This is a genomic window from Trinickia violacea (assembly GCF_005280735.1).
Classification (GTDB): domain Bacteria; phylum Pseudomonadota; class Gammaproteobacteria; order Burkholderiales; family Burkholderiaceae; genus Trinickia_A; species Trinickia_A violacea.
On record NZ_CP040077.1, the window covers coordinates 656,665 to 681,230 of the forward strand.

22 protein-coding genes are annotated in these 24,566 nt (G+C 63.6%); 7 read left to right on the forward strand and 15 right to left on the reverse strand.

The window, feature by feature from the left end:
• Nucleotides 1-52: 52 nt before the first annotated feature.
• From FAZ95_RS02875 to glpD, 3 genes are all read right to left on the reverse strand, one after another.
• Complete coding sequence (locus FAZ95_RS02875; protein ID WP_137331069.1) at nucleotides 53-760, reverse strand: MIP/aquaporin family protein; 708 nt, start codon at nucleotides 758-760, stop codon at nucleotides 53-55.
• Nucleotides 761-873: 113 nt separating this feature from the next.
• On the reverse strand, nucleotides 874-2,373 hold the full coding sequence (gene glpK / locus FAZ95_RS02880) for a glycerol kinase GlpK (RefSeq protein ID WP_137331070.1): 1,500 nt from the start codon (nucleotides 2,371-2,373) through the stop codon (nucleotides 874-876).
• 146 nt (nucleotides 2,374-2,519) lie between these two features.
• The gene (gene glpD / locus FAZ95_RS02885) at nucleotides 2,520-4,109 is read right to left on the reverse strand and encodes a glycerol-3-phosphate dehydrogenase (RefSeq protein WP_137331071.1); all 1,590 of its coding nucleotides are present in this window, start codon (nucleotides 4,107-4,109) and stop codon (nucleotides 2,520-2,522) included.
• Between the two features lie 165 nt (nucleotides 4,110-4,274).
• Between glpD and FAZ95_RS02890 the strand changes: the two genes are divergently transcribed.
• Nucleotides 4,275-4,658, forward strand: coding sequence for a hypothetical protein (locus tag FAZ95_RS02890; protein ID WP_137331072.1), 384 nt, complete (start codon nucleotides 4,275-4,277; stop codon nucleotides 4,656-4,658).
• Nucleotides 4,659-4,850: 192 nt separating this feature from the next.
• Here the strand turns inward: FAZ95_RS02890 and FAZ95_RS02895 are convergent, their stop codons facing one another.
• Together FAZ95_RS02895 and FAZ95_RS02900 are read right to left on the reverse strand one after the other, a co-directional pair.
• Nucleotides 4,851-5,048 (reverse strand): hypothetical protein, encoded by a 198-nt coding sequence (locus FAZ95_RS02895; protein ID WP_137331073.1) that lies wholly within the window; start codon nucleotides 5,046-5,048, stop codon nucleotides 4,851-4,853.
• Between the two features lie 385 nt (nucleotides 5,049-5,433).
• Nucleotides 5,434-6,213: a DeoR/GlpR family DNA-binding transcription regulator gene (locus FAZ95_RS02900; protein WP_175425504.1), complete on the reverse strand. Its 780-nt coding sequence runs from the start codon at nucleotides 6,211-6,213 to the stop codon at nucleotides 5,434-5,436.
• A gap of 283 nt (nucleotides 6,214-6,496) precedes the next feature.
• Between FAZ95_RS02900 and FAZ95_RS02905 the strand changes: the two genes are divergently transcribed.
• From FAZ95_RS02905 to FAZ95_RS02915, 3 genes are all read left to right on the forward strand, one after another.
• A complete protein-coding gene (locus FAZ95_RS02905; RefSeq protein WP_137331074.1) occupies nucleotides 6,497-8,134 on the forward strand; it encodes a gamma-glutamyltransferase family protein in 1,638 nt (545 codons plus the stop codon).
• A 270-nt stretch (nucleotides 8,135-8,404) separates the two neighbouring features.
• Nucleotides 8,405-9,208 carry a ferritin-like domain-containing protein gene (locus FAZ95_RS02910; RefSeq protein WP_437437730.1) on the forward strand — a complete coding sequence of 268 codons (804 nt, stop codon included), beginning with the start codon at nucleotides 8,405-8,407 and terminating at the stop codon, nucleotides 9,206-9,208.
• Nucleotides 9,209-9,372: 164 nt separating this feature from the next.
• Nucleotides 9,373-9,924, forward strand: a complete 552-nt coding sequence (locus tag FAZ95_RS02915; protein WP_137331076.1) for a hypothetical protein — start codon at nucleotides 9,373-9,375, stop codon at nucleotides 9,922-9,924.
• Between the two features lie 25 nt (nucleotides 9,925-9,949).
• Here the strand turns inward: FAZ95_RS02915 and FAZ95_RS02920 are convergent, their stop codons facing one another.
• The 5 genes from FAZ95_RS02920 to FAZ95_RS02940 all read right to left on the reverse strand — a co-directional run bounded on the left by FAZ95_RS02920 (nucleotide 9,950) and on the right by FAZ95_RS02940 (nucleotide 15,098).
• Nucleotides 9,950-11,599, reverse strand: a complete 1,650-nt coding sequence (locus tag FAZ95_RS02920; RefSeq protein ID WP_137331077.1) for a DEAD/DEAH box helicase — start codon at nucleotides 11,597-11,599, stop codon at nucleotides 9,950-9,952.
• Nucleotides 11,600-11,789: 190 nt separating this feature from the next.
• Nucleotides 11,790-12,410, reverse strand: a complete 621-nt coding sequence (gene trhA / locus FAZ95_RS02925; protein ID WP_137331078.1) for a PAQR family membrane homeostasis protein TrhA — start codon at nucleotides 12,408-12,410, stop codon at nucleotides 11,790-11,792.
• A gap of 138 nt (nucleotides 12,411-12,548) precedes the next feature.
• Nucleotides 12,549-13,847: a c-type cytochrome gene (locus FAZ95_RS02930; protein ID WP_137331079.1), complete on the reverse strand. Its 1,299-nt coding sequence runs from the start codon at nucleotides 13,845-13,847 to the stop codon at nucleotides 12,549-12,551.
• Between the two features lie 21 nt (nucleotides 13,848-13,868).
• Entirely contained in the window at nucleotides 13,869-14,603 is a 735-nt protein-coding gene (locus FAZ95_RS02935) for a c-type cytochrome (RefSeq protein ID WP_137331080.1), read from the reverse strand.
• Between the two features lie 237 nt (nucleotides 14,604-14,840).
• Nucleotides 14,841-15,098, reverse strand: coding sequence for a BufA1 family periplasmic bufferin-type metallophore (locus FAZ95_RS02940; RefSeq protein ID WP_137331081.1), 258 nt, complete (start codon nucleotides 15,096-15,098; stop codon nucleotides 14,841-14,843).
• Between the two features lie 379 nt (nucleotides 15,099-15,477).
• On the opposite strand from FAZ95_RS02940, the gene FAZ95_RS02945 reads away from it, so the two are divergent.
• Nucleotides 15,478-16,410, forward strand: a complete 933-nt coding sequence (locus FAZ95_RS02945) for a CopD family protein (RefSeq protein WP_137331082.1) — start codon at nucleotides 15,478-15,480, stop codon at nucleotides 16,408-16,410.
• A gap of 42 nt (nucleotides 16,411-16,452) precedes the next feature.
• On the opposite strand, the gene FAZ95_RS02950 is transcribed toward FAZ95_RS02945, so the two are convergent.
• Together FAZ95_RS02950 and dgoD are read right to left on the reverse strand one after the other, a co-directional pair.
• Complete coding sequence (locus FAZ95_RS02950) at nucleotides 16,453-16,755, reverse strand: hypothetical protein (protein WP_137331083.1); 303 nt, start codon at nucleotides 16,753-16,755, stop codon at nucleotides 16,453-16,455.
• A 220-nt stretch (nucleotides 16,756-16,975) separates the two neighbouring features.
• A complete protein-coding gene (dgoD, locus tag FAZ95_RS02955) occupies nucleotides 16,976-18,124 on the reverse strand; it encodes a galactonate dehydratase (RefSeq protein ID WP_137331084.1) in 1,149 nt (382 codons plus the stop codon).
• Between the two features lie 163 nt (nucleotides 18,125-18,287).
• Here dgoD and FAZ95_RS02960 point away from each other — a divergent pair, with 163 nt between their 5' ends.
• Nucleotides 18,288-19,001, forward strand: a complete 714-nt coding sequence (locus FAZ95_RS02960) for a FadR/GntR family transcriptional regulator (RefSeq protein ID WP_137331085.1) — start codon at nucleotides 18,288-18,290, stop codon at nucleotides 18,999-19,001.
• Between the two features lie 98 nt (nucleotides 19,002-19,099).
• Nucleotides 19,100-19,696, forward strand: a complete 597-nt coding sequence (locus FAZ95_RS02965) for a class I SAM-dependent methyltransferase (RefSeq protein WP_137331086.1) — start codon at nucleotides 19,100-19,102, stop codon at nucleotides 19,694-19,696.
• Between the two features lie 317 nt (nucleotides 19,697-20,013).
• On the opposite strand, the gene FAZ95_RS02975 is transcribed toward FAZ95_RS02965, so the two are convergent.
• The 3 genes from FAZ95_RS02975 to FAZ95_RS02990 form a co-directional block, all read right to left on the reverse strand.
• Nucleotides 20,014-21,963, reverse strand: a complete 1,950-nt coding sequence (locus FAZ95_RS02975; RefSeq protein WP_254699791.1) for a putative bifunctional diguanylate cyclase/phosphodiesterase — start codon at nucleotides 21,961-21,963, stop codon at nucleotides 20,014-20,016.
• Nucleotides 21,964-22,379: 416 nt separating this feature from the next.
• Nucleotides 22,380-23,522 carry a porin gene (locus FAZ95_RS02980; protein ID WP_137331089.1) on the reverse strand — a complete coding sequence of 381 codons (1,143 nt, stop codon included), beginning with the start codon at nucleotides 23,520-23,522 and terminating at the stop codon, nucleotides 22,380-22,382.
• 580 nt (nucleotides 23,523-24,102) lie between these two features.
• Nucleotides 24,103-24,543 (reverse strand): hypothetical protein, encoded by a 441-nt coding sequence (locus tag FAZ95_RS02990; RefSeq protein ID WP_137331090.1) that lies wholly within the window; start codon nucleotides 24,541-24,543, stop codon nucleotides 24,103-24,105.
• Nucleotides 24,544-24,566 lie beyond the last annotated feature (23 nt).

Genomic DNA, 24,566 nt, shown 5'->3' on the forward strand with positions numbered 1-24,566 from the left:
GCGCCAAAACTCCCGATCGCGCGATTTATGCTCAACGAGTGTTGCGTGTGCCTCAATGCACGTGGGCGTAGAACAGCGCGGCCATCGCGCCGCCCGCGAGCGGCCCGGCGACCGGAATCCACGAGTAGCGCCAATCGCTGTCGCGCTTGCCGGGAATCGGCAGCAGCGCGTGCATGAGACGCGGTGCGAGATCGCGCGCGGGGCTCATCGCGTAGCCGGTCGGGCCGCCGAGCGAGATGCCGATGCCGAGCACGAGGAGGCCGACCGGCAGCGCGTCGAGCGAGCCGAGGCCCACTTGCGGCGACGCCAGATACAGCACGCCGAGAATCAACACGAACGTACAGATCATTTCCGTCAGCACGTTGTGCGGCACGCTGCGGATGGCCGGCGCGGTGCAGAAGCACGCGAGTTTGAGATCGGCGTCTTCGGTGTTCGAAAAGTGCTGCCGATACGCGAGCCAGACGATGAAGGCGCCGAACATCCCGCCGAGCATCTGCGCGGCGATGTAGCCGCCGACCTTGCTCCATGCGAACTTGCCGGCGAGCGCGAGGGCGATCGTGACGACCGGGTTCAAGTGCGCGCCGCTGAACGAGGCGGTCATGTAGACCGCGATGAACACGGCCATCGCCCAGCCCCAGACGATGACGATCAGATCCGCGCCTTTGCCTTTCGTGCGCGCGAGCAGGACGTTGGCGACCGCGCCGTTGCCTAGCAGAACCAGCACGGCCGTGCCGATGAATTCCGCGATATAAGGGGACATTGCTTTGTTCTCCAAAAGATTTTTCTTGCGAACCCGGCGATGCCGGGCTCGCTTTTGTTTCGTATCGGGAGTGGCTCGAATGGCGGCCTGGTCCGCCATTCGCGTCGGTTGCGTCAGTTCGAATCGGCCCAGGCTTTCGCCGCGGTGACCGCCCGCTGCCAGCCGGCCAGGCACTGCGCGACTTCGCGTTGCTCCAGCTTCGGCGAGAAGCGCTTGTCGAGCTGCCATTGGCTTTGCAGTTCGCCGACGTCCTTCCAGTAGCCCACGGCGAGACCGGCCAGATACGCCGCGCCGAGCGCCGTCGTTTCGCTGACTTGCGGACGCACCGCATCGACGCCGAGGATCTCGGCCTGGAATTGCATCAGCAGGTTGTTCGCGCAAGCGCCGCCGTCCACGCGCAATTCGCCGACGCGAATGCCCGAATCGGCTTCCATCGCTTTGAGCACATCCACCGATTGATAGGCAATCGACTCGAGCGCCGCGCGCGCGATATGCGCGTCGGTCGTGCCGCGCGTCACGCCGAACAGCGTGCCGCGTGCGCGCGGGTTCCAGTGCGGCGCGCCGAGGCCGGCGAACGCGGGCACGAGGTAGACGCCGTCGCTATGCGTGACGCGGGCTGCGAGCGCTTCGACGTCCGGCGCGCTCTTGATGATGCCGAGGCCGTCGCGCAGCCATTGCACGACCGCGCCCGCGATGAAGATGCTGCCTTCGAGCGCATAGTTGACCTCGTCGCCGATCTTCCACGCGAGCGTCGTGATGAGGTTGTTCTTCGATTCGATCGGCTTGTCGCCGGTGTTCATCATCAGGAAGCAGCCGGTGCCGTAGGTGTTCTTCACCATGCCGGACTTCGTGCACATCTGGCCGAAGAGGGCGGCGTGCTGGTCGCCCGCGATGCCGCCGATCGGAATCTTCGTGGCGAACACGGTGGTCACGGTCGAGCCGTAGATCTCCGACGAGCCGCGCACTTCCGGCAGCATGCTGCGCGGGATGTCGAGCAACTCGAGCAGCTCGTCGTCCCACTTGAGCGTGTGGATGTTGAACAGCATCGTGCGCGACGCGTTGGTCACGTCCGTCACGTGCAGCGCGTGCTTCGTGAGGTTCCAGACGAGCCAGCTATCCACCGTGCCGAACGCGAGGCGGCCTTGCTTGGCTTTTTCGCGCGCGCCTTCGACGTTGTCGAGAATCCAGCGGATCTTGGTCGCGGAAAAGTAGGCGTCGATCGGCAGGCCGGTCTTCGCGCGCACTTTGGCTTCGAGATCCTGCGCTTTCAGTTGATCGCAGAAGTCGGCGGTGCGCCGGTCCTGCCAGACGATCGCGTTGTAGACCGGCTGGCCGGTTTCGCGGTCCCAGACGATGGTCGTCTCGCGCTGATTCGTGATGCCGATCGAGGCGATCGACGAGCCGTTCATGCCCGCGTGCGTCACGCACTCGGCCGCGACGCCGGCTTGCGTCGACCAGATTTCCCACGGGTCGTGCTCGACCCAGCCCGGCTGCGGATAGATCTGCCCAAATTCCTTTTGAGCGACGGATACGACACTGCCCTGCCGGTCGAACAGCATCGCTCGCGAGCTGGTGGTGCCCTGGTCGAGCGCTAGGATGTACTGATCCTGCATTGTCTCTTCTCCATGTGTAGTCGATTCGCCTCTGCGGACAGCGGGGCGATGGGGGTACAGCGTTTTTCTAAAGGGACTTCGGGGCTGCGGGTGCTGATGTGCTGCAAACGCGTCTAAAGCTGCATAACGCAATGTCGAAACGGTGTTCAGCCAGCCATGGGCGACGCGGCGCGCGGTGCGCCGGGCGCAGGCGCCGCGGCGGCAACAGGCGCTTGAACGAACCATCGGTCGATATCGGCGCATACGGTGTCGAGCGTGCCCGCCTCGAGATGCAGGCCAAGCTTCGAGCGCCGCCACAACACATCTTGTGCGCTCTTCGCCCATTCGTTGTCGCGCAGGTAGCGCAATTCGCTTTCGTAAAGACCCGGAGCGAATGCGCGGCCAAGGTCGGCCAGCGACTTCGCGTCGCCGATCACGCGCGCCGCGCGCGTGCCATACGAGCGCGCATAGCGGCGCGCGAGTTCGGCGGGCAGCCATGGGTGTTCCGCCGCGAAGCGCGCGGCGAACGGTTCGAACTTCGCCTGCGCGATGTCGCCGCCGGGCAGCGGCACGCGCGCGGTCCACGCGTGCGCGTCGATGGCGAGCGCGCCGGTGAGGATGTCGGTGGCTTCTTCCGCGAGCTTGCGGAACGTCGTGATCTTGCCGCCGAACACCGACAGCAGCGGCGCCAGGCCGGGCTTCGCATCGAGTTCGAGCTTGTAGTCGCGCGTGACGGCGGAGGGGTTGTCGGCGCCTTCCTCTTCGAGCAGCGGACGCACGCCCGAGTATGTCCAGCAGACGTCTTGCGGCGAAATCCGGCGCTTGAAGTAGCGGTTGATCGATTCGCAGAGGTAGCGCGTTTCGTCTTCGGTGATCGCGACTTGGGCGGGGTCGCCGCGATATTCGATGTCGGTCGTGCCGATCAGCGTGTAGTCGTGTTCGTAGGGGATCGCGAAGATGATCCGCTTGTCGGGGTTCTGGAAGATGTAGGCGTGATCGTGCTCGAACAGGCGCCGCGTGACGATGTGGCTGCCCTTGACGAGCCGCACGCTGTGCTGCGCTTCGCGCCCTAACGCGCCCGAAAGCAGCTGGCCGACCCACGGGCCCGCCGCGTTGGCGATCGCGCCGGCGCGGACGTCGATAAGCCGGGCGTCGCCACGCCTGCCGTCGTCCTTGGATTCGAGCTGCGCATGCCATTCGCCGCCCGCGCGCACGGCGCTCGCGAGCTTCGTGCGCGTCATGACGGTCGCGCCGCGTTCGGTTGCGTCGAGCGCATTCAGCACGACGAGGCGCGCGTCGTCGACCCACCCGTCGGAATAGACGAAGCCGCGCTTGATCGAATCGACGAGCGGCGCGCCGGCAGGATGGCGGCGCATGTCGATGCCGCGCGAACCGGGCAGCAGTTCGCGCTTCGCCAGATGGTCATAAAGGAAGAGCCCGGCGCGGATCAGCCACGCGGGACGCAGGTTCGGCATGTGCGGCATCACGAAGCGCAGCGGCCACATGATATGCGGCGCGGCGTAGAGGAGCGTCTCGCGTTCCTGCAACGCCTTTCTGACAAGACCGAACTCCTTGTACTCGAGGTAGCGCAGGCCGCCGTGAATCAGCTTCGTGCTCGATGACGACGTGTGCGCCGCCAGATCGTCCTGCTCGACGAGCAGCACCGAGAGGCCGCGCCCGGCCGCGTCGCGCGCGATGCCGGCGCCGTTGATCCCGCCGCCCACGACGAGCAAATCGTATCTCGTGCCTTGCGTCACTGACTCTGTCCCTTGAGTTTTAAGTTCGTCGATGGAAAATGAGACGAACCAAAAATGTTCGTTTGCGAAATTTAGCGAACAAAATCGAAAAAGTAAAGTTCGATATTGGGTTCGGAAGATTCGAAATCTGCCGCGCGCTATCATGGAAAAAATGGTGAGGTGGACATGCGTGGACTGTTGACGTTGGGTGCGGCGGCTAGTGCGGCGGCGCTGCTGGCCGGCTGCGTGGGAACGCCTAGTCTGAACGGCGGATTTGGCGCACCGTCGCTGGTCGCGTTGCAGGAAATGTGCGGCGCGCAGGCGGCGAACTACGGGGACGATGCGCAACTCGTGTATTCGGCGCTCTTCGATGCGTACGTCGCGAGCCGCCACGGCAAGATCTCGAAGCCGGATTTCTGTGCGTTCCAGGCGTCGATTGCACAACACTATGCGGCGCTCGGCTCCGGAGGCGGTGAAACGCGCGGCCAGTGGGCGACTTTCTTCAATGAACAGCGCGCCAAGGCGTTGAGCTGGCGGGCGGCCGTCGATCCGACGTTGAGAAGCGGCTGAGCAGACTAGCAGGGGTCTCGCGGGCGATTGTCGGCCGGAGCAGGGCCCGCGTCAGCGCAAGAATAGAAACGGGTCCGCGCAAGTGCGGACCCGTTCGCGCTCGAAACGAATCTGAAGGTTGTGACAGGTCTTCGCACCGGCGGTGCGAAGACACATTTCGGATGCGCGGCCTTTCAATCGTCGGCCGCGGACTTAAGAAAAACGCTTGATCGCTTTGAGCGCGGAGTCGCCGTGCTCGGTGATGCGCCATTGCTGGAGGCCGGAGGCCAGATTCTCGAGCTGCACGAGCTGATGTTCGAGCAAAGCGTCGAGTTCTTCGCGGTCCATGTCGACCTGGTTGGGAGCATCCTTTACGAGCATCAATGTGGCGAATTCGTGCGGGCTCAGCATCGTTCTCTCCATGGCAACCATAACTGTCAAGGAACCGGCAGCGTCTGCGGCCGGCGCGCGCTAACCTTTTGGGTCGGTGCGGAAAAACTGCCACCTGTGGCGCTCGTTGGCGAGCGTCGGGGAACTGGAGTGTAGTCAAGCCCGCGTTCTTCTCCAAACAGCCTCGCGAAAATTTTCCATTTGACAATTGAGCGCCCGAGAGGCGGTTGGGTCTCGGCGGCAAATCCTTGATTTCACTCGAGGTTTTGCGTGCGGTGCAGCACGCGGCGCGCGTGTTTCGGCGGCTTTGGCTAGGAGAATGGCTAAAACGCGCTTAGCACCTGGCGCGATTTTTCAGGGTGCGCGTGTGTGAGTACACGCTATTCAGCGGCTAAACCGGCACATGTCATTCGGCTACGAATACCTGCGTACCGGCTTTCGCGAGCGTCTCTTCCATTTCGGGCGGCGTGGGTGCGTCCGTGAAGAGCGCGTCGATCTGATTCAGGTGCCCCTGGCGCACGAGGGCCGGGCGGCCGAATTTCGAATGGTCGGCGGCGAGATAGACGGTGCGCGCGTGTTCCATGATCGCTTCGGCCACGCGCACCTCGCGCGTGTCGAAATCGCGCAGCGTGCCGTCGGTCTCGATGCTCGACGTGCCGATGATCGCGAAATCGACCTTGAACTGCTTGATGAACTCGATCGCGAGCTCGCCGACGATGCCCTTGTCCCACGGACGCACGATGCCGCCCGTCACGAGCACCTCGCAGTCGGGGTAGCCGCTCATCATGTTCGCGACGTTCAGGTTGTTCGTGATGACGCGCAGACCGTGATGGCGGTTCAGCGCGCGCGCCACTTCCTCAGTCGTCGTGCCGAGGTTGATGAAGAGCGACGCCTGGTCGGGAATGTGCGTCGCGACCAGCGCGGCAATGCGGCGCTTTTCGTCATGGAACATCCGCTGGCGCGCGGCGTAGGAGACGTTCTCCGAGCTCGTCGGCAGGCTCGCGCCGCCGTGGTAGCGGCGCAGCAGGTTCATGTCCGCGAGCCAGTTGACGTCGCGCCGGATCGTCTGCGGCGTCACGTCGAAGTGGGCGGCGAGATCGTCGACGGTCACGAAGCCGTCGCGCTGCACCCATTCGAGCAATTCCTGTTGACGCGCGTTGAGGGTCAGGCGTGGATCTCGGGTCATGGTTTGGCGATCGGCGGCGCTTGGCACGCGGCGGTTGGAGTGAGCGTATTGTAAAACCTGCGGCGGCCCGCTCAGGCGGCTTCTGCGATGGATTGTCGCAATCGGGGCCATAGTATTCGGCCGGGGCCGCGTGGACCTGCCGGGCTGGCGAGGCGGCCTGGCGTGCCCGGTTTCATGGCAATCCGTGGCGTGAAAAGCGCGATTCCCGCCTTGTATTCATAATGCAACTCTGCAGTCAGTCAGGCTTTTCCATCTCACCCGACATCCGCCGAGAGTTCACGACATGACCCGCTTCAACTGGCAAAACCCGTATCCCACGCAGCGCCTGCCCGTCTTCGCCCGCAATCTCGTCTCGACTTCGCATCCGCTCGCCGCTCAGGCCGGCTTGCGCATGCTGTGGAAAGGCGGCAATGCAGTCGATGCGGCGATTGCCGCGGCTGCCGCGATCACTGTCGTCGAACCGGTGTCGTGCGGCCTCGGCAGCGATGCGTTCGCGCTGGTTTGGGACGGTGCGAAGCTGCACGGACTGAACTCGTCGGGCGTCGCGCCGGCTGCTTGGAACGTCGATTATTTCAAGCGCAAATACGGCGAGGAGCATGGCCGCGCGTTGCATCCGAAGCGCGGCTGGGACTCGGTGACGGTGCCCGGCGTGATCGCCGGCTGGGAGGCGCTGCACGGCAAATTCGGCTCGCTGCCGTTCGCCGACTTGATGGCTCCGGCGATCGAAATCGCCGAGCGCGGGCATGCGCTCGCCTCCATCGTCGCGTACAAGTGGGCGGCGGCCGTGCCCGAGCTGAAAGACCAGCCGGGCTTTGCCGAGACGTTCATGCCGCGCGGCCACGCGCCGGAAGTGAGCGAGCTGGTGCGCTTCCCGGGTCATGCCAAGACGCTGCGCCGCCTCGCGGAGCAAGGTCCGCGCGCGTACTACGAAGGCGAGATCGCCGAGCGGATCGCGGCGTTCGCGCGTGAGGGCGGCGGTGCGCTCACCGTTGACGATCTCCGTAACTACCGCGCCGAATGGGTCGAGCCGATCGGCAAGGACTATCGCGGCTACACGGTCCACGAGATTCCGCCGAACGGGCAGGGGATTGCCGCGCTGATCGCGCTCGGCATCCTCGAGAAGTTCGATATCGGTTCGTTGCCCGTCGACGGCATCGAGTCGCAGCATCTGCAAATCGAAGCGATGAAGCTCGCGTTCGCCGACGTCTATCGCTACGTCGCCGATCCACGCTCGATGGAAGTGACGCCCGAGCACATGCTCGACGACGCCTACCTCGCCTCGCGCGCCAAGCTCATCGACCCGCGCCGCGCGACGCATTTCGATTTCGGCATGCCGCGTGCGGGCGGCACGATCTATCTGTCGGCGGCGGACGAGCGCGGCATGATGGTGAGCTTTATTCAGTCGAACTACATGGGCTTCGGCTCGGGCGTCGTCGTGCCCGATACCGGCATTGCGTTGCAGAACCGCGGCTATGGCTTCTCGATGGACCCGGCGTCGCCGAACGTGGTGGAAGGCGGCAAGCGGCCGTTCCACACGATCATTCCGGCGTTCCTGACGCAGCGCGTCGGCGGGAAGCAGGAAGCGGTGATGAGCTTTGGCGTGATGGGCGGCGACATGCAGCCGCAAGGGCATCTGCAGACGATTGTGCGCATGCTCGACTACGGCCAACAGCCGCAGGCTGCTTGCGATGCGCCGCGCTGGAAGGTCAATAGCGACTTCACGATCGATATCGAAGCGACGCTCGACGTGAATACCGCGCGCGCACTCGAGGCGCGCGGCCACACGATTCAGTCCATCGACGACCCGTATATGGATTTCGGTTCGGGCCAATTCATCTGGAAGCTCGATCGCAACGATCCCGAGCGCGGATATGTCGCGGCCAGCGACAGTCGCCGGGATGGGCTCGCGGCAGGATTTTGAAGACGGCGGTAATGCACGTTTGAGAATGCGGTCTAAATTTGAGGTGGGAAGCCACGGAACCGCAGGCACGCGGCATGGTCTGTGCTACTTACCGGCAGCTTCGCGAAAGTCCGGCTAAGATTCCGAATAGAAAAGGCTTAACAAACTCAATTGCGCTGTATTCAACGCGGATTCGGCAACGCGCTTCGAATGAAGACGCGGTATGCGCAGGACACAGAATTGAATGCAGCTTTGGGAGTGCAACATATGCAACCTGACTCCAACCATGAGATGCCCTGGCGTATCGAGGACATCGATCTCACGCGGATCGATCGTCAGCGTGCCGCGGCAAACGAGGATCTCTTGCTGTTGCTCGTCGCCGCATCGTTTATCGAAAGCGGCTCCGACCTCTACACCAGCAATCTCACCACGTTCTTCAACGGCGATCCGGAAGTGTCCGCGTGGCTCAACAACGAATGGGAGCCCGAGGAGCTGCAGCACGGCCGCGCATTGAAGGCATATATCCACTACGTGTGGCCGGAATTCGACTGGGACACGGCCTTCCATAATTTCTTCGAAGAGTATTCGAAGACCTGCTCGGTCGAACAGTTCGAGAAGAGCCGCGCGCTCGAGATGGTCGCGCGCTGCGTCGTCGAGACGGGCACGGCCACGTTGTACCGCGCGATCAACGAGTGTTCGGACGAGCCCGTGCTCAAGGAGCTCACCGACAACATCCGCACCGACGAAGTGCGCCACTACAAACATTTTTTCAAATACTTCAAGAAGTACAACCAGACCGAGGGCAACGGCCGGCTCGCGGTGCTCGGCGCGCTGATGCGGCGAGTCATGGAAATCAAGAACGAGGACTCGGAAATCGCGCTGCGGCATGTGTTCGCGATTCGCTACCCCGAGCGCGTCAACGATTCGAACTACAACAAGGATCGTGTGGCGCGCGTCAATGCGCTGGTGAGGCGCAATCTGTCGGCCGATATGTGCGTGAAGATGCTGCTGAAGCCGCTCGATCTGCCCGCGAAGATTCAGCCGGGCGTGCACTATCCGCTTGCGAAGATCACGCAGCACGTCTTCTTTCGCTAGGCAGATGGCGTGATGCACGCCGCTCGTTTGTGCTACAACGAAATGGCCCGCTCGATGCGGGCCATTTTCATTTGTCGACCCAAGTTGGCGCTTCAGCGCTTACTTGGGTCCCATGCAGAGCGGCACCAGTTCCGCACGAAATACGCTGATGAGCGAGGCAAGCCATGTCCGATCCCACTTCTCGCGAAACCGCGCTGGAGCAAAGCGCTTTCGATGAATGGCCGCCCGAATTGCGCGCCCTGTTCGACGGTACGGCGCTCGCCGCCAAGGCGGGCTTGACGGCGTCGCTGGTGACGATCGATGCGAACGGTCATGTGCGCACGTCGCTGTTGAGCGCGGGCGAATTGTACGCGCCCGATTCGCGCACGCTTTGCTTCGCGCTCTGGCCGAGCTCGCGCGCGGCACGCGCGTTGCATGAGCGCGCTCAGGCCGCGCTGACCTTCGTCCACGACGAGGCGTTTTATCAAGTGCAGCTCGATGTGCAGCCGCTAACGAACGACGATGACGCGGGTGAGGACGATAAGCGCGCCGCGCCGGGATCGTTGGCGTGCTTCGCCGGCTCGATCGATACGGGCGAATCGCAGAGAGTCCGCTACGCGCGCTTGACGAGCGGCATCACGTTCGAATTGGACGAGGGGAGGGAGGCGGTGCTCGATCGATGGGAACGGCAGATCGAGCACCTGAGACAAGCCGCGAGCGGCGCAACGGGCCGCTAACGGCAAACGGGTGATCGCGACGCGATCAACGGCCGCGCTGACCGTTGCGCGCGGGGTGTCCGCGGCGTGACGTATCGCTGCGCGGTGCGCCGCCGAGCAGCGCGCCGGGGTTGCTTGGCGGCTTGCGGTTGCCGGCATGGTTGTTGTTTGCGGAAGCGTTGTCGTGCTTCGGTGCACGCGCTTCGCCTCGGGCCGAATCATGGCGCTGCGTGTTTTGCGATTGCGGCTTCGCTGCCGATGCATTGCGCGCGGGGGCGCGGCGTGTATCTTGACGCGGCTGCGCCGATGCCGCCGGTGCGCTCGCGCCTGCCGGTGCCGAACGACCTTGGCGCGCTCCAGCCTCGCTGCCGCCTTCACGGCGAGGCGCTGGCTGAGTACGCTGCCCTTGCTTCGCAGCCGACGGTGCCGCGCCTTCGCGTCGCGCTGCGCCGCCTTGTTTTTGCCCCTGAGCTTGCCCCTGACCTTGACGCGGCTGACGACCACCGCCGCCGCCACCTTGTCCGCGACGTTGAATCGGCTCGGGCTTCGCATCCGGATCGGGCTCGAAGCCTGCGATCACTTCCTGCGGCACGCTGCGCTTGATGAGCTTCTCGATGTCCTTGAGCAACTGCAGTTCGTCGACGCACACGAGCGACACGGCTTCACCGCTCGCACCCGCGCGCCCCGTGCGGCCGATTCGGTGCACGTAATCCTCGGGCACGTTCGGCAGATCGTAATTGACGACGTGCGGCAGTTGATCGATATCGATGCCGCGCGCGGCGATGTCGGTTGCGACGAGCACTTGCAGCGTGTTGTTCTTGAACTCCGCGAGGGCGCGCGTACGCGCCGATTGGCTCTTGTTGCCGTGGATCGCGAGCGCGCTGATGCCGTCCTTCGTCAACTGCTCGGCAAGACGGTTCGCGCCGTGCTTCGTGCGCGTGAAGACGAGCACCTGAAACCAGTTGTGCTGACGGATCAAATGCGTGAGCAGCTCGCGCTTGCGGTCGCGATCGACCGGATAGATCTTCTGCGCGACCGTCTCGGCCGTCGTATTGCGGCGTGCGACTTCGATCAGCGCGGGCGAATCGAGCAGGTTGTCGGCGAGCGCCTTGATCTCGTCGGAGAACGTCGCCGAGAAGAGCAGGTTCTGGCGCTTCGGCGGGAGCTTCGCGAGCACGCGCTTGATGTCGTGGATGAAGCCCATGTCGAGCATGCGGTCGGCTTCGTCGAGCACGAGGATCTCGAGCTGCGACACGTCGATCGTCTTTTGCTGCATGTGATCGAGCAACCGCCCCGGCGTCGCGACGACGATATCGACACCGCGCTTCAACGCGTCGATTTGCGGATTGATGCCGACGCCGCCGAACATCACGGTCGACTTCAGCTTCAGATACTTGCCGTACGCGCGCACGCTTTCTTCGACTTGAGCGGCGAGCTCGCGCGTCGGCGTGAGGATCAGGGCGCGCACTGCGCGCTTCGCGTTGTGCGCGCCGGGCTGCCTCGATTCCAGGCGTTGCAGGATCGGCAGCGTGAAGCCGGCGGTCTTGCCGGTGCCGGTCTGTGCACCGGCGAGCAGGTCGCCGCCGTTGAGGACGGCCGGGATCGCCTGTTTCTGGATCGGAGTGGGGGACGTGTAGCCTAGTTCGTGAACGGCTCGCACCAACGGTTCGGACAAGCCGAGGGAATCAAAAGACATAGTGGATCTTCTAGCAATTCGGGTAGTGACGACCGTCGCTTCACGCAGCCCTGGGGCGCGAACGGCTGACGGCCGGGTAAATCGGCGGCGCAGTGGTGCGCCGCATAGCAGGCACGTGCATTCAAGACACGGTGCTGCGCGTTTAGTTGCATCGCCAAGCGATTACGCGGCGATGGGTTGACCGGACGCGTTACGCGACATACGCCGCGACGCTGACGAATTGACACAGGCTGCCGGCCAGCACGAACAGATGCCAGATGCCGTGACCATGTCGAATGCGCTCGTCGTTGATGAAGAAATAGATGCCGGCGCTATAAATGATTCCGCCGGCAACGAGCCATGCCAGGCCCGCCGGCGGAAGCGCCGCGATGAGCGGACGGACGGCCACGAGCGCGAGCCATCCCATCAGCACATAAAGCACCATCGATACGTTGCGCGTGCGGCGCCCGAGCGTGAGCTCCTGCACGATACCGACCGCCGCCAGCCCCCAGCTCACGCCGAACAGCGACCAGCCCCACGGCCCGCGCAGCGTGACGAGCGTGAACGGCGTATAGCTGCCCGCGATCAGCAAATAGATCGCCGCATGATCGCATTTTTGCAGGATTGCCTTGACGCGCGGATGACGGATGCTGTGATAGAGCGTCGAAATCGTGTAGAGCACGAACAGCATCGAGCCGTAGACGCTGAAGCTCACCACCTTGTACGCATCGCCGTCGAGCGCGCCCATCGTGACGAGCGTCGCCAGCCCCGCCACCGCCAGCACAGCGCCGACCAGGTGACTGATGCTGTTGAAACGCTCACCGATATGCACGGCAAAACCCCCTAAATGCTTGTCTGCGCTCGTGGCGCGAAGGCAAGGCCGACGGTCCGGTAAAACCTCCAGCCCTGAAAATGCGAAAGGCGCAGCCGCGGTTTCCCGCAGGCCGCGCCCTGTTGCGTCAGGCCGCGCTTAGTCGAGCGGCGCCGAACGCAAGTCGCTCACTTGCTGCGGCGACACCGCGGTGCCGTGGTTGCCCCACGTCTTCCGGATGTACGTCACAACCGCAGCCACTTCCTGATTCGACAGCGATTGAGCGAACGGTGGCATGCCGTGCGGCGTCGGATTGCCTTCCGTGCTCGGCGGGTAGCCGCCGTTCAGCACCATGCGGATCGGATTGACCGCCGACGGCATCTGAATCGACTGGTTGTTCGCGAGCGGCGGGAAGGCCGGCGGGAAGCCAAGACCGTTTTCCGCGTGGCACTTCGCACACTGACTGGTATAGATCTTGTGACCCTGATCCAACAGTTCGCTGCCGAACTGTTCGGACGTTTCCAGCTGCATCGTTTCCGGTGCTTCGCTCTTCTGCGGGATCGTCTTCAGGTACGTCGCCATCGCCTTGACGTCGTCATCGGACATGTATTGCAGGCTGTTGTGCACGACTTCGGCCATCGGACCGAACACGGCACCGCGCTGCGACACGCCGGTTTTCAGGAGATCGGTGATGTCCTTAGTTTCCCAGTCGCCGAGGCCGGCTTCCTTGTTCGACGTCAACGACGGCGCATACCAGTTCTGGAGCGGGATCAAACCGCCGGCGAATGCCGCCGAGTTGACCGGGCCGCCCATCGCGTTGATCGACGTGTGGCACATGCCGCAGTGGCCGAGACCTTCGATCAGGTACGCGCCGCGGTTCCATTCGACCGACTTCGTCGGATCAGGCTTGTACTCGCCTTCGCGGAAGAACAGCGTGCGCCAGCCGATCAGCAGGTTCCGGTTGTTGAACGGGAACTTGAGCTCTTGCGCACGGCTCGGCAGCGAGACCGGCTCGACCGAGCGCAGGTAAGCGTAGATCGCGTCGGAATCGGCGCGCGTGACTTTCGTGTAGCTCGCGAACGGGAACGCCGGGTAGAGCAGGCTGCCGTCCTTCGAGCGGCCCGTGTGCAGCGCGCGGTAGAAGTCGTCCGAGGACCACTTGCCGATGCCGAATTGGTCGTCGGGCGTGATATTCGGCGTGTACAGCGTGCCGAACGGCGTCAGCATCGGCAGGCCGCCGGCGAAGGTCTTGCCGCCGCGCACCGTGTGGCACGCGATACAGTCGCCGGCGCGGGCAAGGTATTCGCCGCGCTTGATCAGCGCAGCCTGGTCTTCCGGCGTGGCCGCCATGGCCGTGCCGTTGTGCAGGTGGTCGCCGCCCGACCACAAGACGGGAACGAGCGCGGCCGCCGCCACGATGACAACAGCCGAAAGTGCGAACAGGGACTTGCGTTTCATTTGAATGTCTCTCCTCGCGCCTTATTGCGGTTCGCTGCCGCAGGCAAGCGGGGTCTTCAACGAGCTGGCCGGGGCCGGCACGGGGTTTTGCGGGGCCGGCTGGGTGGACAGCCACGAAGCGACGGCGTTGACGTCGTCGTCCGTCAGGCGGATCGCGACTGCATGCATGCAATCAGGCTCGATCGCGTGACGCGAGCCCGAGCGCCAGGCGCCGAGCTGGGCACTGATGTAATCGGCGTGCAGGCCGACGAGGCCCGGAATGGCCGGCTGCATGCCGGTCAGCTGCGAGCCGTGGCAGGCCGCGCAGGCCGGCACGTTCTTGCCCGGGATGCCGTTCAGAACGATGTCTTTGCCGCGCGCGAGCGTGGCCGGCGAGACAGTCGGCGTGGCCGGCGGCGGGTACGGCGGACGCTGCTGCGAGAAGTACGTCGCGATCTGGTGGAGGTAGTCGTCCGAGAGATACGTGACGAGGTAGTTCATCGGCGGGTACTTCCGGCGGGCTTCGCGGAAGTTGACCAGCTGGTTGTACAGGTAGTCGGCCGGCTTGCCCGCCAAGCGCGGGAAGTAGTCATTGTCGGTGCCCTGCCCGTGCGTGCCGTGGCATGCGGTGCAGCCTTGCACTCGCGATTCCATCGTGTCGACCGGGGGATTGGGTTGAGTCTGCGCTTTCGCAGCGCTATAGACGCCTGCTGTGCCGATCAGCAAAAGGGCGAGCAGCGGGCGGAAAATGCGTCTTGAAGACACGCGTAACTCCATGTTATTCGGGGACCTGACCGGGCTTCGATCGGCTCGGTGCAATGAGGCAGCCGGGCGCTAGCCGGGCGCTGCGACGCAGCATTCTATCATCGATGGGTGATGGCGGCTATTTGGCCTACACCGTTCCGGTTCCCGTAGGTGCGACGCCGCGACAATATGCCGCGCGGCGGTTTTTCTCAGGCGGATTGGGCGTACCCCGGGCGTAACCCGTGCGCCGCGATCGGCGCTCCATGCCGCTCAGCTTTTGATCTTGCCGCCCAGCTTTTCGCAGGTGCCGCGGGGCATCGTCTTGAAGTCCGATGGGTCGTTGCTTTTCGTTGATTGGCCGGCACAACTGTGCGCGTCGGTTCCGCAGTCGTTCTGGCCGGCCTTCGAGACGCCGTAGCAATTGACCTTCGCGTTGGCGTCGTCGGCGTGCGCGGCGAGCGGCGCGGCGCTCGTGACGGCCGCGAGTGCGGCGGCGAACAGGGCATGGCGGGATACGGACTTGTTCATGATCGATCGTTTCCTGTCGGTGGCGAAGTGACCGGCGTGGCTCTGCGGTGGCCGCCTCGCGTGAGGAGAAAAAGCGATTCATTGTGCAGTATGGACGGCCATTCGCCAACGCCGGTTGAACCGTCGCGAGCGAGGGGCATCGAAGCGTACACTCTCGCCTGCGCATGCGGGCGGACCGTGCCGTGATGGCGCGCGCCATGCATATGTTGCGCTCCTCTTTCTGACTTCATCCTTTCGATTGCCTTCCGATGAATTATTTCGATCTGTCCAATCCCTTGCCGCGCGCCGCGTGGATGCGCGCAACCGCTTCGAGCTTCGACGCGTTTCCGTCCCATTCGGCGCCACGTCATGCGCCGAAGGCAGCGGAGCGGGTCGTCCGATGAGGATCGATGGATTGTGGGTCGGCCAGGTCGCGATGGCCGCGTTGATGAACGTCGCGTTCGCGTTTGCCATCGGCTCCGCGCTGCTCGACGCGTGGCTCGCGAAAGAAGGCGGCCGCGCGATCGCTGCGCCTTCGCACCACGCATGGTTGCGCGCACAACGATCTCTGGTGGCCGCTGCCATTGTGCTCGTGCTGACCGATGCCGGCTGGCTCGTCTATCAGGCCGCCTCGATGAGCGGCTCGGACGTGATCTCGGCGCTCGGCGTCGTACCCACCGTGCTTGCGCAAACGCACGTCGGCCAGGCGTGGTGCGTGGCGTTCGGAGGCGCGGTGGTGATGCTGCTCGCGGCGCTCTTGGGACGCAACGGCACGCTGGGTCATGCGTTGTTCTGGCTGGCGGTCATCGTCGTTGCGGCAGGCAAGGCGTTGCTTGGGCACGCAGCCGACGCCGGCGTGTGGTCGGCGTCGGCTGCCATTCACACGCTTCATATCCTGGCGACGGGCGTATGGGGCGGCGTCGTGCTGGCCGGCGGATTCGGCGTGCTGCCCGCGCTCGATACGTCGGTGGCGCGCGGCGCGCTGATTCGCGTGGCGGGGCAGGTGTCGCAGGTATCGCTGCTCGCGCTCGGGTTTGTCGTGATCACGGGCGCGCTCAATGCGGAGCGCGGACTCGGCGGGTCGCTCGCGCCGCTTCAGTCGAGCACGTGGGGTCATGTGATCTCGCTCAAGCTCATGCTGGTGGCGCTTGCGCTCGTGCTGGGCGGGATGAACCGCATGTCGGCGCTGCCGCGTCTGCGCCGTACGGCGTCGACGGTGGACGCGCACACGTTCAACAACGTGCTGCATCTTGAGGCGCTGGTGATGATCGGCGTGTTCATCGCGGCGGCGGCGTTGGCGCACAGCGCGCCGGGGTATCTCGCGGCGGGCTGAGTCGCGCTGTCTCGGTGGCCGCCGTTGTCTCAATCCTGAGACTCACTCGTAGCCGAGCTTATGGCTGACGATCGGCGCGCAGAACAGCGCAATGGCGCAGCCCGCGATTTTGCCCTCGAGCTCGGCCGACGCGACGCGCGCTTGATACGCGTAGGCCAGCACGTCGAAGAGCTGCGGTGCGCAGTAGATCAGCGCCGCGCCGATGCAGCACTGGCCGATCGCCGAGATGCGCCAGCCGCGTCCGTAGCCAATGGCCGCGGCGATCACGCGCAGCACGCCGAAGGCGACCAGCGTGCCCACGGCCATTTGCTCGCGAATCAGATAGTCCGGCAGGAACTCGCCCATTTGCTGCCCCCTGTTTGTCGTTTGCAGGGGAGACAGCAAGGAGCGGGCCAATCGTGCCGCGAGCGCGCCTGGTGAGCGCGCAAGCCCCAGGCGGCAAGGCTCGCGCGATATTGATGGGCGTCGCGTGCGAGCCGCTCAAGCGACGCGCGCGACCCATCCGCCCGTAACGTTACATAACTGAGACGCCGCCCGCGTAACGCGGGCGCGCGTCACGCCGCGCTCACCATTCCGCGACGCTGCCGTCCGCATGACGCCACACCGGGTTGCGCCAGCGGTGGCCGGCCTTCGCCATCTCGCGCACTTTCTCTTCGTTGACCTCGATGCCGAGCCCGGGGCCCTGCGGAATCGACACGAGCCCGTCTTCGTAGCGGAAGACCTCGGGATTCTTGATGTAGTCGAGCAGGTCGTTGCCCTGGTTGTAGTGGATGCCGAGGCTTTGCTCCTGGATGAACGCGTTGTAGCTGACCGCGTCGATCTGGAGACACGTCGCGAGCGCGATCGGGCCGAGCGGGCAGTGCAGCGCGACGGCGACGTCGTACGCCTCCGCCATCGACGCGATCTTGCGGCATTCGGTAATGCCCCCCGCGTGCGAGGCGTCCGGCTGGATGATGTCGACGTAACCGCCCGCCAGAATGTGCTTGAAGTCCCAGCGCGAGTAGAGCCGTTCGCCGAGCGCGATCGGCGTGCTCGTCTGATTGACGATGTCGCGCAGTGCCTCGACGTTTTCCGACAGCACCGGCTCTTCGATGAACATCAGCTTGTACGGATCGAGCTCCTTCGCGAGCACCTTCGCCATCGGCTTGTGCACGCGGCCGTGGAAGTCCACGCCGATCCCGACGTGCGGCCCGACCGCTTCGCGCACAGCAGCGACGTTCTCGATCACTTTTTCGACTTTGTCGAAGGTGTCGACGATCTGCAGCTCTTCCGAGCCGTTCATCTTGACCGCCTTGAAACCGCGTTCGACGACCGCGCGCGCGTTGTTCGCGACGTCGCTCGGACGGTCGCCGCCGATCCACGAATAGACCTTGATGCGATCGCGCACCTGGCCGCCGAGCAGCGCATGCACGGGCACGCCGTGGTGCTTGCCTTTGATGTCCCAGAGCGCCTGATCGACGCCGGCGATCGCGCTCATCGAGATCGGTCCGCCGCGATAGAAGCCCGCGCGATACATGACTTGCCAGTGATCTTCGATCAGCAGCGGGTCTTTGCCGATCAGGTAGTCGGCGAGCTCGTGGACGGCGGCTTCGACGGTGTGCGCGCGCCCCTCGACGATCGGCTCGCCCCAGCCGACCACGCCTTCGTCCGTCTCGATCTTGAGAAAGAGCCAACGCGGTGGAACGACGAAGGTTTCGAGCTTGGTGATTTTCATGGGCGGGTGTCTCCTGTTCCTGAGAGTGACGGTGGAATGCCGAGCGTCTATCCTATCGCAAATCGCGGCATTCCATAGTATTAATAGTATTATTCGGAGTGAAGGCTTCGAGGTCAAGTGCTCGGGGCTGCGTCCCGATACCTGATAATCGCGGTCCCGGCGAGTGAAAGCAGACGCCGGCCCACCACCGGAGGACACCATTCAGCACGATCTGCACGGGCGCGTCGCCCATCTGCTCGCCACGGCGATCCTGCGCGGCGACTACGCGCCCGAATCGACGCTGCCGCGCGAAGCCGAACTGATGGAGTCGTTCGGCGTGAGCCGTACCGTGCTGCGCGAGGCGCTGCGCACGCTGACGTCGAAGGGGCTCGTCGAATCGCGTCCGAAGGTCGGCACGCGCGTGCGGCCGCGCATCGCGTGGAATTTGCTCGATGCGGACTTGCTCGATTGGTACGCGCGCGTCGCCGAGCCGATGGCGTTCGCGCTCAAGCTCCAGGAGATGCGCGAAATGATCGAGCCGTTCGCGGCCGAACTGGCGGCGCGCGCGCATTCCGAGGAGACGCTGAGCGTCATCGAAAACGCGCACGCGGCAATGGCCGCGGCGCAGAACGTCGACGAATGGGTGCGCGCCGATTTGCGCTTTCACTTGAGCGTGCTGAACGCGTGCAGCAATGAGTTGCTGCTGCCGCTCGGCGCGTTGATCGAGCGCACGCTCGAAGGGCAGCTGAGGCTGAACGCGAAGCGAGCGGACGTGTTCAACGCGTCGCTTGCCGAGCACACGGCCGTGTTCGACGCGATCAAGGTACGCGACGCGCAGGCCGCGCGCCGCGCGATGGCCGATCTGCTCGGCACGACGCGCGGACGGATCGAAGGCTGACATTCGCGCCGGAATAGGCGGCCGCGTCGAGCATGGCAAATTGATTTCGCCGACAATCCGCCGAGATCCCCCTCGAGACCCCTGAAGAGAGCCCGACGATGGACAAGAAAACTTTGGCGGCCTACGACGACGCCGCGGCGTCGTTCGCCGACGATTGGCTCGGCCAGCCCGCCCCGGACGACATGTACCGGTTGCTGAGCCAATACTTCAGGCCGGGACCGACCGCCGACATCGGCTGCGGAGCGGGGCGCGACGTCGCGTGGCTGGCCGCGAACGGCTTCGATGCGTGCGGCTACGACGCGTCCGAAGGCTTGCTGAGCGAGGCCAGGATGCGCTATCCCAAGCTGCGCTTCGATATCGCCCGCTTGCCGGAGTTGGCGAACATCGCGCCGGGCACGTTCGAAAACGTGCTGTGCGAGACCGTCGTCATGCATCTCGATCCCGAACGCATCGGGCCGGCGGTGCGGCGTTTGCGCGACATCCTGAAGCCGGGCGGCACCTTGTATCTGAGCTGGCGGGTGACCGAAGGCGAGTCCGAGCGCGATAAGCGCGGCCGCCTCTACTCGGCATTCGATAAACGCCTAGTAATGCGTGAAATCGGCGCCGGCGATACGGTGCTGCTCGATCGCGAGGACGTGAGCGCGTCGTCGGGCAAGGTGATTCATCGCCTCGTCGTGAAGCGGTCGGATCGTTGAACCGGCTTTTTACAGCACGGTTTACGTGCGGCAGACCCTGGATCGTTTTACTTACAGCATCGGCACCGTACGCTTGGCAACAGCGCGATGTCTGCGGTTCGTGAAAAGATGCGTGCCATCGCGAACAGACCGCGAATCAATAAAACAGTTGAACTACAAGCGCTGACGCGCGATAGGTAGCCGACGATGGACCCTGGATCAGCAGAACCCCAAACGGCGAAGCCGCCGGCAAAGAAGGGCCCGTCCAAGCGCATGCTGAACGTGCTTTCGGTGCTGGTCGGGCTGGCGACGTTTGCCGTTGGATTGGCGTGGATGATTTACGCCGAGTTGCCGATCTTCGCGATTCCGCTCGTGGTCTGCGTGCCGGTGATTGCGGCCGTGGCGTTTCGGAACTGCTGGGACTGAACGGTTTCGAACGGGGCCGGCTTGCCGAAGTGATAGCCCTGCATGAACGTGCATCCGAGCCGTTGAAGCACGGCCACCTGTTCGTCCGTCTCCACGCCCTCGATCACGCACGTGAGCCCCAGGTTGCGGCACAGCTCCACGATGCTGCGCACGATGCCCTGCGCAGCGGTGTCTTGTGCAATATGCTCCACGAAGCTCCGGTCGACCTTCACATTGTTCAACGGCAACTGGTGGATGTAGTGCAAGCTCGAGTAGCCGGTCCCGAAGTCGTCCAGCGAGATTTTCGCGCCTAGCGCCTTCAGCTCGGATAGCGCCGCACGCCCTTGCTCGAAGTCCTGTACCACCGCCGTCTCGGTGATTTCGAACGTGAGCCTGCCGGCATCGACACGGCTTTTCCGCACCGTCTCCCGAATCTTCTCCACCGCCTCGGGAGACGCGATATCGCGAGCCGAAAGATTGAATGACACGTGGATGCGCCGGTCGCGCTGCGTCATGTAGGCGAGGGCCTTGCCGAGCAGCACGGCCGTCACTTGATGGATCAGATCGCTTTTCTCCGCGACCCGGATGAACAGATTCGGCGCAACGTCGCCCAGCACCGGACTGTGCCATCGCGCGAGCGCTTCGTAGGCCCTGATTTCGCGCGTCCTGACATCGACGATCGGCTGATAGTGCAGGACCATTTCCTTCTCGAGATCGGCTTGACGCAGTGCCTGCTCGACGCTGCCGAACTCGCGGATGCGGCTTTCATGCTGCCCGGAGAAGATCGTGGTGTGTCCGCGCCGATTTTCCTTGCCGTAGTAAAGGGCGTAATCCGCGCGCTCGAACAGCTGCTCCGAGGTTCTGCCTGCCTCCGGAAACATGGCGATGCCGATCGACGCGGAAATTCGCGCCGTCGCGCGCAGCAGCTCATAGGGCTTGCGCAACGCATGGCAGATCGCCGAGCCGACATCGAGCAGCTGCTGCTCCGTGTCGATGCTCCGGATCAGCAAGCCGAACTCATCGCCGCCGAGGCGCGCGATCAGCAATTGCGCGTTCGAGAAGGCCAGAAGTCTACGACCGACTTCTTCGAGCAGGCTGTCGCCGGCGCCATGGCCGTGCAGGTCGTTGACCTGCTTGAAGCCGTCGAGATCGATGATGCCCACCGCGAAGCGGCTTTCCGGCAGCGGGCCGCTTTCGAACCGGTCCGCCAGCAGGCTGAGGAAGTGACGCCGATTGGGGAGTCCGGTCAGACTGTCCGCATTGGCGAGCCTGTGGTTTTCCGCGTTGAGGGCTTCGAGTTCGTGTTGTTTTTGCTCGAGCGCGATCTGCGAGCGCGCCAGGTTGGAGAAGTCTCGATAGTAGGTCAGGAGAACCTTGATCATCGCTATCGACACCAGAACCATGTTGACGGCGATCGCGATAAGCACGGGATTGCCGGTCGTGGAAAAGTACAGCGCGAACGGGATGAGCACGATTCCCGTCAAGAGCAGTGCCGCCGTGCGCATGTGCATCAGGCAGAAGATGCAGCCGATCACCGTGATCGACATGTAGAACGCGACATGGGCCTTCTCGTACGCGTCCCCGTAGCGGTACAAGCTCAGTCCCCACGCCGTGAACAAGCCGCCGAGCAAGACGATCAGCCAGATGGTGTTCGTCAGACGCCGGGCGATCTGGCGATCGTTCAAGGAGGCAATCAGCTTCCTGCGCCGCGACCAGATCCACAGACGCACCACGCATGCGACGCAGAGCGTGAACGGGATGTACTCGCAGAGCAGCGCGGGCGCTTTCCCGATGTGGGTGAAAGCGACCGCGAGGCTGTTGATGACGAGAATCAGATAAAGCAGCGGCAACTGCCTCGAAAATGCCTCGAACTGGGAGCGCATGAGTACGCTGTGCTCCCCTCGGCTTTTCGGCATCAATCTGGTAAGACGCATTTCAGTGACCCGGCTTGAACCTAATCTGATGCGGCGCGGCTGAAATCGGGGGCGCGCGAAGCCGCGCTTCTCGCAAAATCTTTCCCCACCTTTTTCTCGCTAGCCGGAAGTTTCGACTACGGGGCTTGCCTGGGGCTGGTCACGCGGGGTGTCCGCCGATGGCAGGCGCCGATTCGGGTCATACACAACGGCGTATACGGCAGCCGGGCGGGGCGACTAAAGGGCGGGTTTGTATCAGGATTGCCTGAATTTGATGTCAGGAAATGGGGCGCAGGTCGCTGTGGGCGGACGTGGCGGCAGGTGCGGGAAAGTCAAAACCCGGCGCGTGGCCGGGTTCCCATGCTTCAGGCGCAGCGAGACCGGCGTCAGAAGCGATGGCGCAAGCCGATCGTCGTGGCCACCTGGCTGTCCGTCGACGACCGGCTCAAGCCGTTGATATCCGCCGTGATACCGGAATTGCCCGTGTCGCTGACGTGCTGGTACACGGCCATCAGGTAGACGTCGGTACGCTTGGACAGCGCGTATGCCGTCTGCAGGCTGACTTGGTTGTATTTCGGGCTCACGCCGTCGAGGCGCGCGTCGGTGAACGTATAAGCACCTGAGACCGACCACGCCGGCGTGATGTTGTAGCGCGCGTTCGCTTCGTAGTTCGTGAAGCGCGCGCTGCCGCCCGTCAGCGTCAAGCCGCTCGACGTGCCCGAGGCCGATGCGCCGATGCCGGTGGCGTTGTCGAGGTGGGTCTGCGTGAACACGAGGCCGACGACCGCGGGGCCGAACGTGTAGTTCAAGCCTGCGCCATAGGTGCGTTGCGTGCCGGCCGTGAACGTGCTGTCGGCGGTGACTGCGCCGCTCGAATTCAGCGAGGTGCCCGAGTTGTTCAGTTGCAGATAGCCGGCCGCGAAATTTAACGGACCGTAGTTGTAAGACGCACCGAAGCTGTACGCGCGGTTCGTCGCGAAGCCGCCCGATTCGTTCGAGAAGCCATACAGCGCGCCGAGCTTGAGGCCGCCGAAGTTCGCGCTCTGGTACTTGACCGAGTTGTTGATGCGGAAAGAATTGTCGAGGTTGTCGTTATCGAACGGGTGCGCAGCCATGGTGCCGCCGTAGCCGGTGCCGGTCAGCGCGAGGGGGCCCAGGTAATCGACGACGGAATCGTACTGGCGGCCGAGCGTGACGGCGCCGTACTGGTCGCTCGACAGTCCGACGAATGCCTGCCGGCCAAACTCGAGACTGTTCTGGCCGAGCTTGCCGTTGGTGATGCTGAAGCCGTTTTCCAACGTGAAGATCGCCTTCAGGCCGCCGCCCAGGTCTTCCGAGCCGCGCAGGCCCCAGCGGCTGCCGTTCACCGAACCGCTCGTTTCCTGGAAGTTGTGCGAGCCGCCCTGATTGCTGGTGTAGGTGATGCCGGCGTCGATCAAGCCGTACAGCGTGACGCTGCTCTGCGCATGCGCCGCACCGGCCGTGCCGAGGATGGCCAGCGAGAGGCTGGACAATGCGATCTTTTTCATCTTTTCTCCGTTAACCGTCAAGCGGTTGTTATCGAGTTGCGGAGAATATCTCAATACTTTTATTAAATTGATTTGGTGTTGCTTTTTTGCTGTTTTCAGATTCTTTCTTTGTAATATTGCGATTAAAAGGATGCGAATGGGATGCAAAAAACGGGGCGTACCTGCTTTCGCGGGTACGCCCCAACTGGCTGATTCAAAGACTCTTCTGGTAAATCAGCGCGGCCAGAATAACACGGATATCGGCGTATCGTGTTGATGTAATATCGAATAATATTTCTCTAACTTTCTTTGGAAATATTGTTGCAGGTTAATTGTTGAATTTAGATTGATGGCAATGCAATTTTTATAATTGACGTGCCTATACGATTTTCGGCCAGTCATTGTTAATTGAAGTTACGCGGGCTTTCATCGGAGAAATGTGCCGCCCGCCGGAAGGCGCATCACGCCCACAGCCGAAACACCCGGAAAGATTTGTCCTCGGTGAAGCGCTGCAGGAACTCGCTCGGGGCGAAGCCCGTGCTGCGCTTGACCTGACGGGGGCTATGCGTGCGCCGCCATCCCGTTGTCACCCCTTGATTGTTTATCCGACGGTGTCGAAGGTTTTCAGCAGATCCGACATGGCCTTTTTGCAGTCGCCCTGTGTGGGGGCGTCGGCGCGCAGCGCGGCCAGTGCGCGATCGATGGCCTTGTCGACGGTGTGCCAGTCCTGCGGCGAGCGCGGTTTCAAGCCGGCTTCGGCCGAGTCCCATGCGACCTCCAAGTCCTTGATCCGTGCCTTGGCTGCAGGAAGGTTGCCCTTGTCGACTGTGGCGGCGACGTCGGCGGCAATGCTGCGAAACGCGGTCAAGTCGCCCAGTCTGGAGGCGGTCTTTGCCTCGACGGCTGAGCTGGTTTGAGGTGCCGCAGAAGCTGTGCTTTCCGCAACCGTGTTTGCTGACTTGGAGCATCCCGCCGCGAGGGCCAGGAACACGATGGCCGACGTTGCGGCAATGGGACGGACGAGCGTAAGAAGGTCGCGCATGACTTTTTCCTCGAGTGATGGAA

Coding starts and splice junctions, on each gene's coding strand:
- FAZ95_RS02875 (WP_137331069.1), bottom strand. CDS start 760: ATGTCCCCTTATATCGCGGAATTCATCGGCACGGCCGTGCTGGTTCTG.
- glpK (WP_137331070.1), bottom strand. CDS start 2,373: ATGCAGGATCAGTACATCCTAGCGCTCGACCAGGGCACCACCAGCTCG.
- FAZ95_RS02890 (WP_137331072.1), top strand. CDS start 4,275: ATGCGTGGACTGTTGACGTTGGGTGCGGCGGCTAGTGCGGCGGCGCTG.
- FAZ95_RS02895 (WP_137331073.1), bottom strand. CDS start 5,048: ATGCTGAGCCCGCACGAATTCGCCACATTGATGCTCGTAAAGGATGCT.
- FAZ95_RS02900 (WP_175425504.1), bottom strand. CDS start 6,213: ATGACCCGAGATCCACGCCTGACCCTCAACGCGCGTCAACAGGAATTG.
- FAZ95_RS02905 (WP_137331074.1), top strand. CDS start 6,497: ATGACCCGCTTCAACTGGCAAAACCCGTATCCCACGCAGCGCCTGCCC.
- FAZ95_RS02910 (WP_437437730.1), top strand. CDS start 8,405: ATGCCCTGGCGTATCGAGGACATCGATCTCACGCGGATCGATCGTCAG.
- FAZ95_RS02915 (WP_137331076.1), top strand. CDS start 9,373: ATGTCCGATCCCACTTCTCGCGAAACCGCGCTGGAGCAAAGCGCTTTC.
- FAZ95_RS02920 (WP_137331077.1), bottom strand. CDS start 11,599: ATGTCTTTTGATTCCCTCGGCTTGTCCGAACCGTTGGTGCGAGCCGTT.
- FAZ95_RS02930 (WP_137331079.1), bottom strand. CDS start 13,847: ATGAAACGCAAGTCCCTGTTCGCACTTTCGGCTGTTGTCATCGTGGCG.
- FAZ95_RS02935 (WP_137331080.1), bottom strand. CDS start 14,603: ATGGAGTTACGCGTGTCTTCAAGACGCATTTTCCGCCCGCTGCTCGCC.
- FAZ95_RS02940 (WP_137331081.1), bottom strand. CDS start 15,098: ATGAACAAGTCCGTATCCCGCCATGCCCTGTTCGCCGCCGCACTCGCG.
- FAZ95_RS02945 (WP_137331082.1), top strand. CDS start 15,478: ATGAGGATCGATGGATTGTGGGTCGGCCAGGTCGCGATGGCCGCGTTG.
- FAZ95_RS02950 (WP_137331083.1), bottom strand. CDS start 16,755: ATGGGCGAGTTCCTGCCGGACTATCTGATTCGCGAGCAAATGGCCGTG.
- dgoD (WP_137331084.1), bottom strand. CDS start 18,124: ATGAAAATCACCAAGCTCGAAACCTTCGTCGTTCCACCGCGTTGGCTC.
- FAZ95_RS02965 (WP_137331086.1), top strand. CDS start 19,100: ATGGACAAGAAAACTTTGGCGGCCTACGACGACGCCGCGGCGTCGTTC.
- FAZ95_RS02975 (WP_254699791.1), bottom strand. CDS start 21,963: ATGCGCTCCCAGTTCGAGGCATTTTCGAGGCAGTTGCCGCTGCTTTAT.
- FAZ95_RS02980 (WP_137331089.1), bottom strand. CDS start 23,522: ATGAAAAAGATCGCATTGTCCAGCCTCTCGCTGGCCATCCTCGGCACG.
- FAZ95_RS02990 (WP_137331090.1), bottom strand. CDS start 24,543: ATGCGCGACCTTCTTACGCTCGTCCGTCCCATTGCCGCAACGTCGGCC.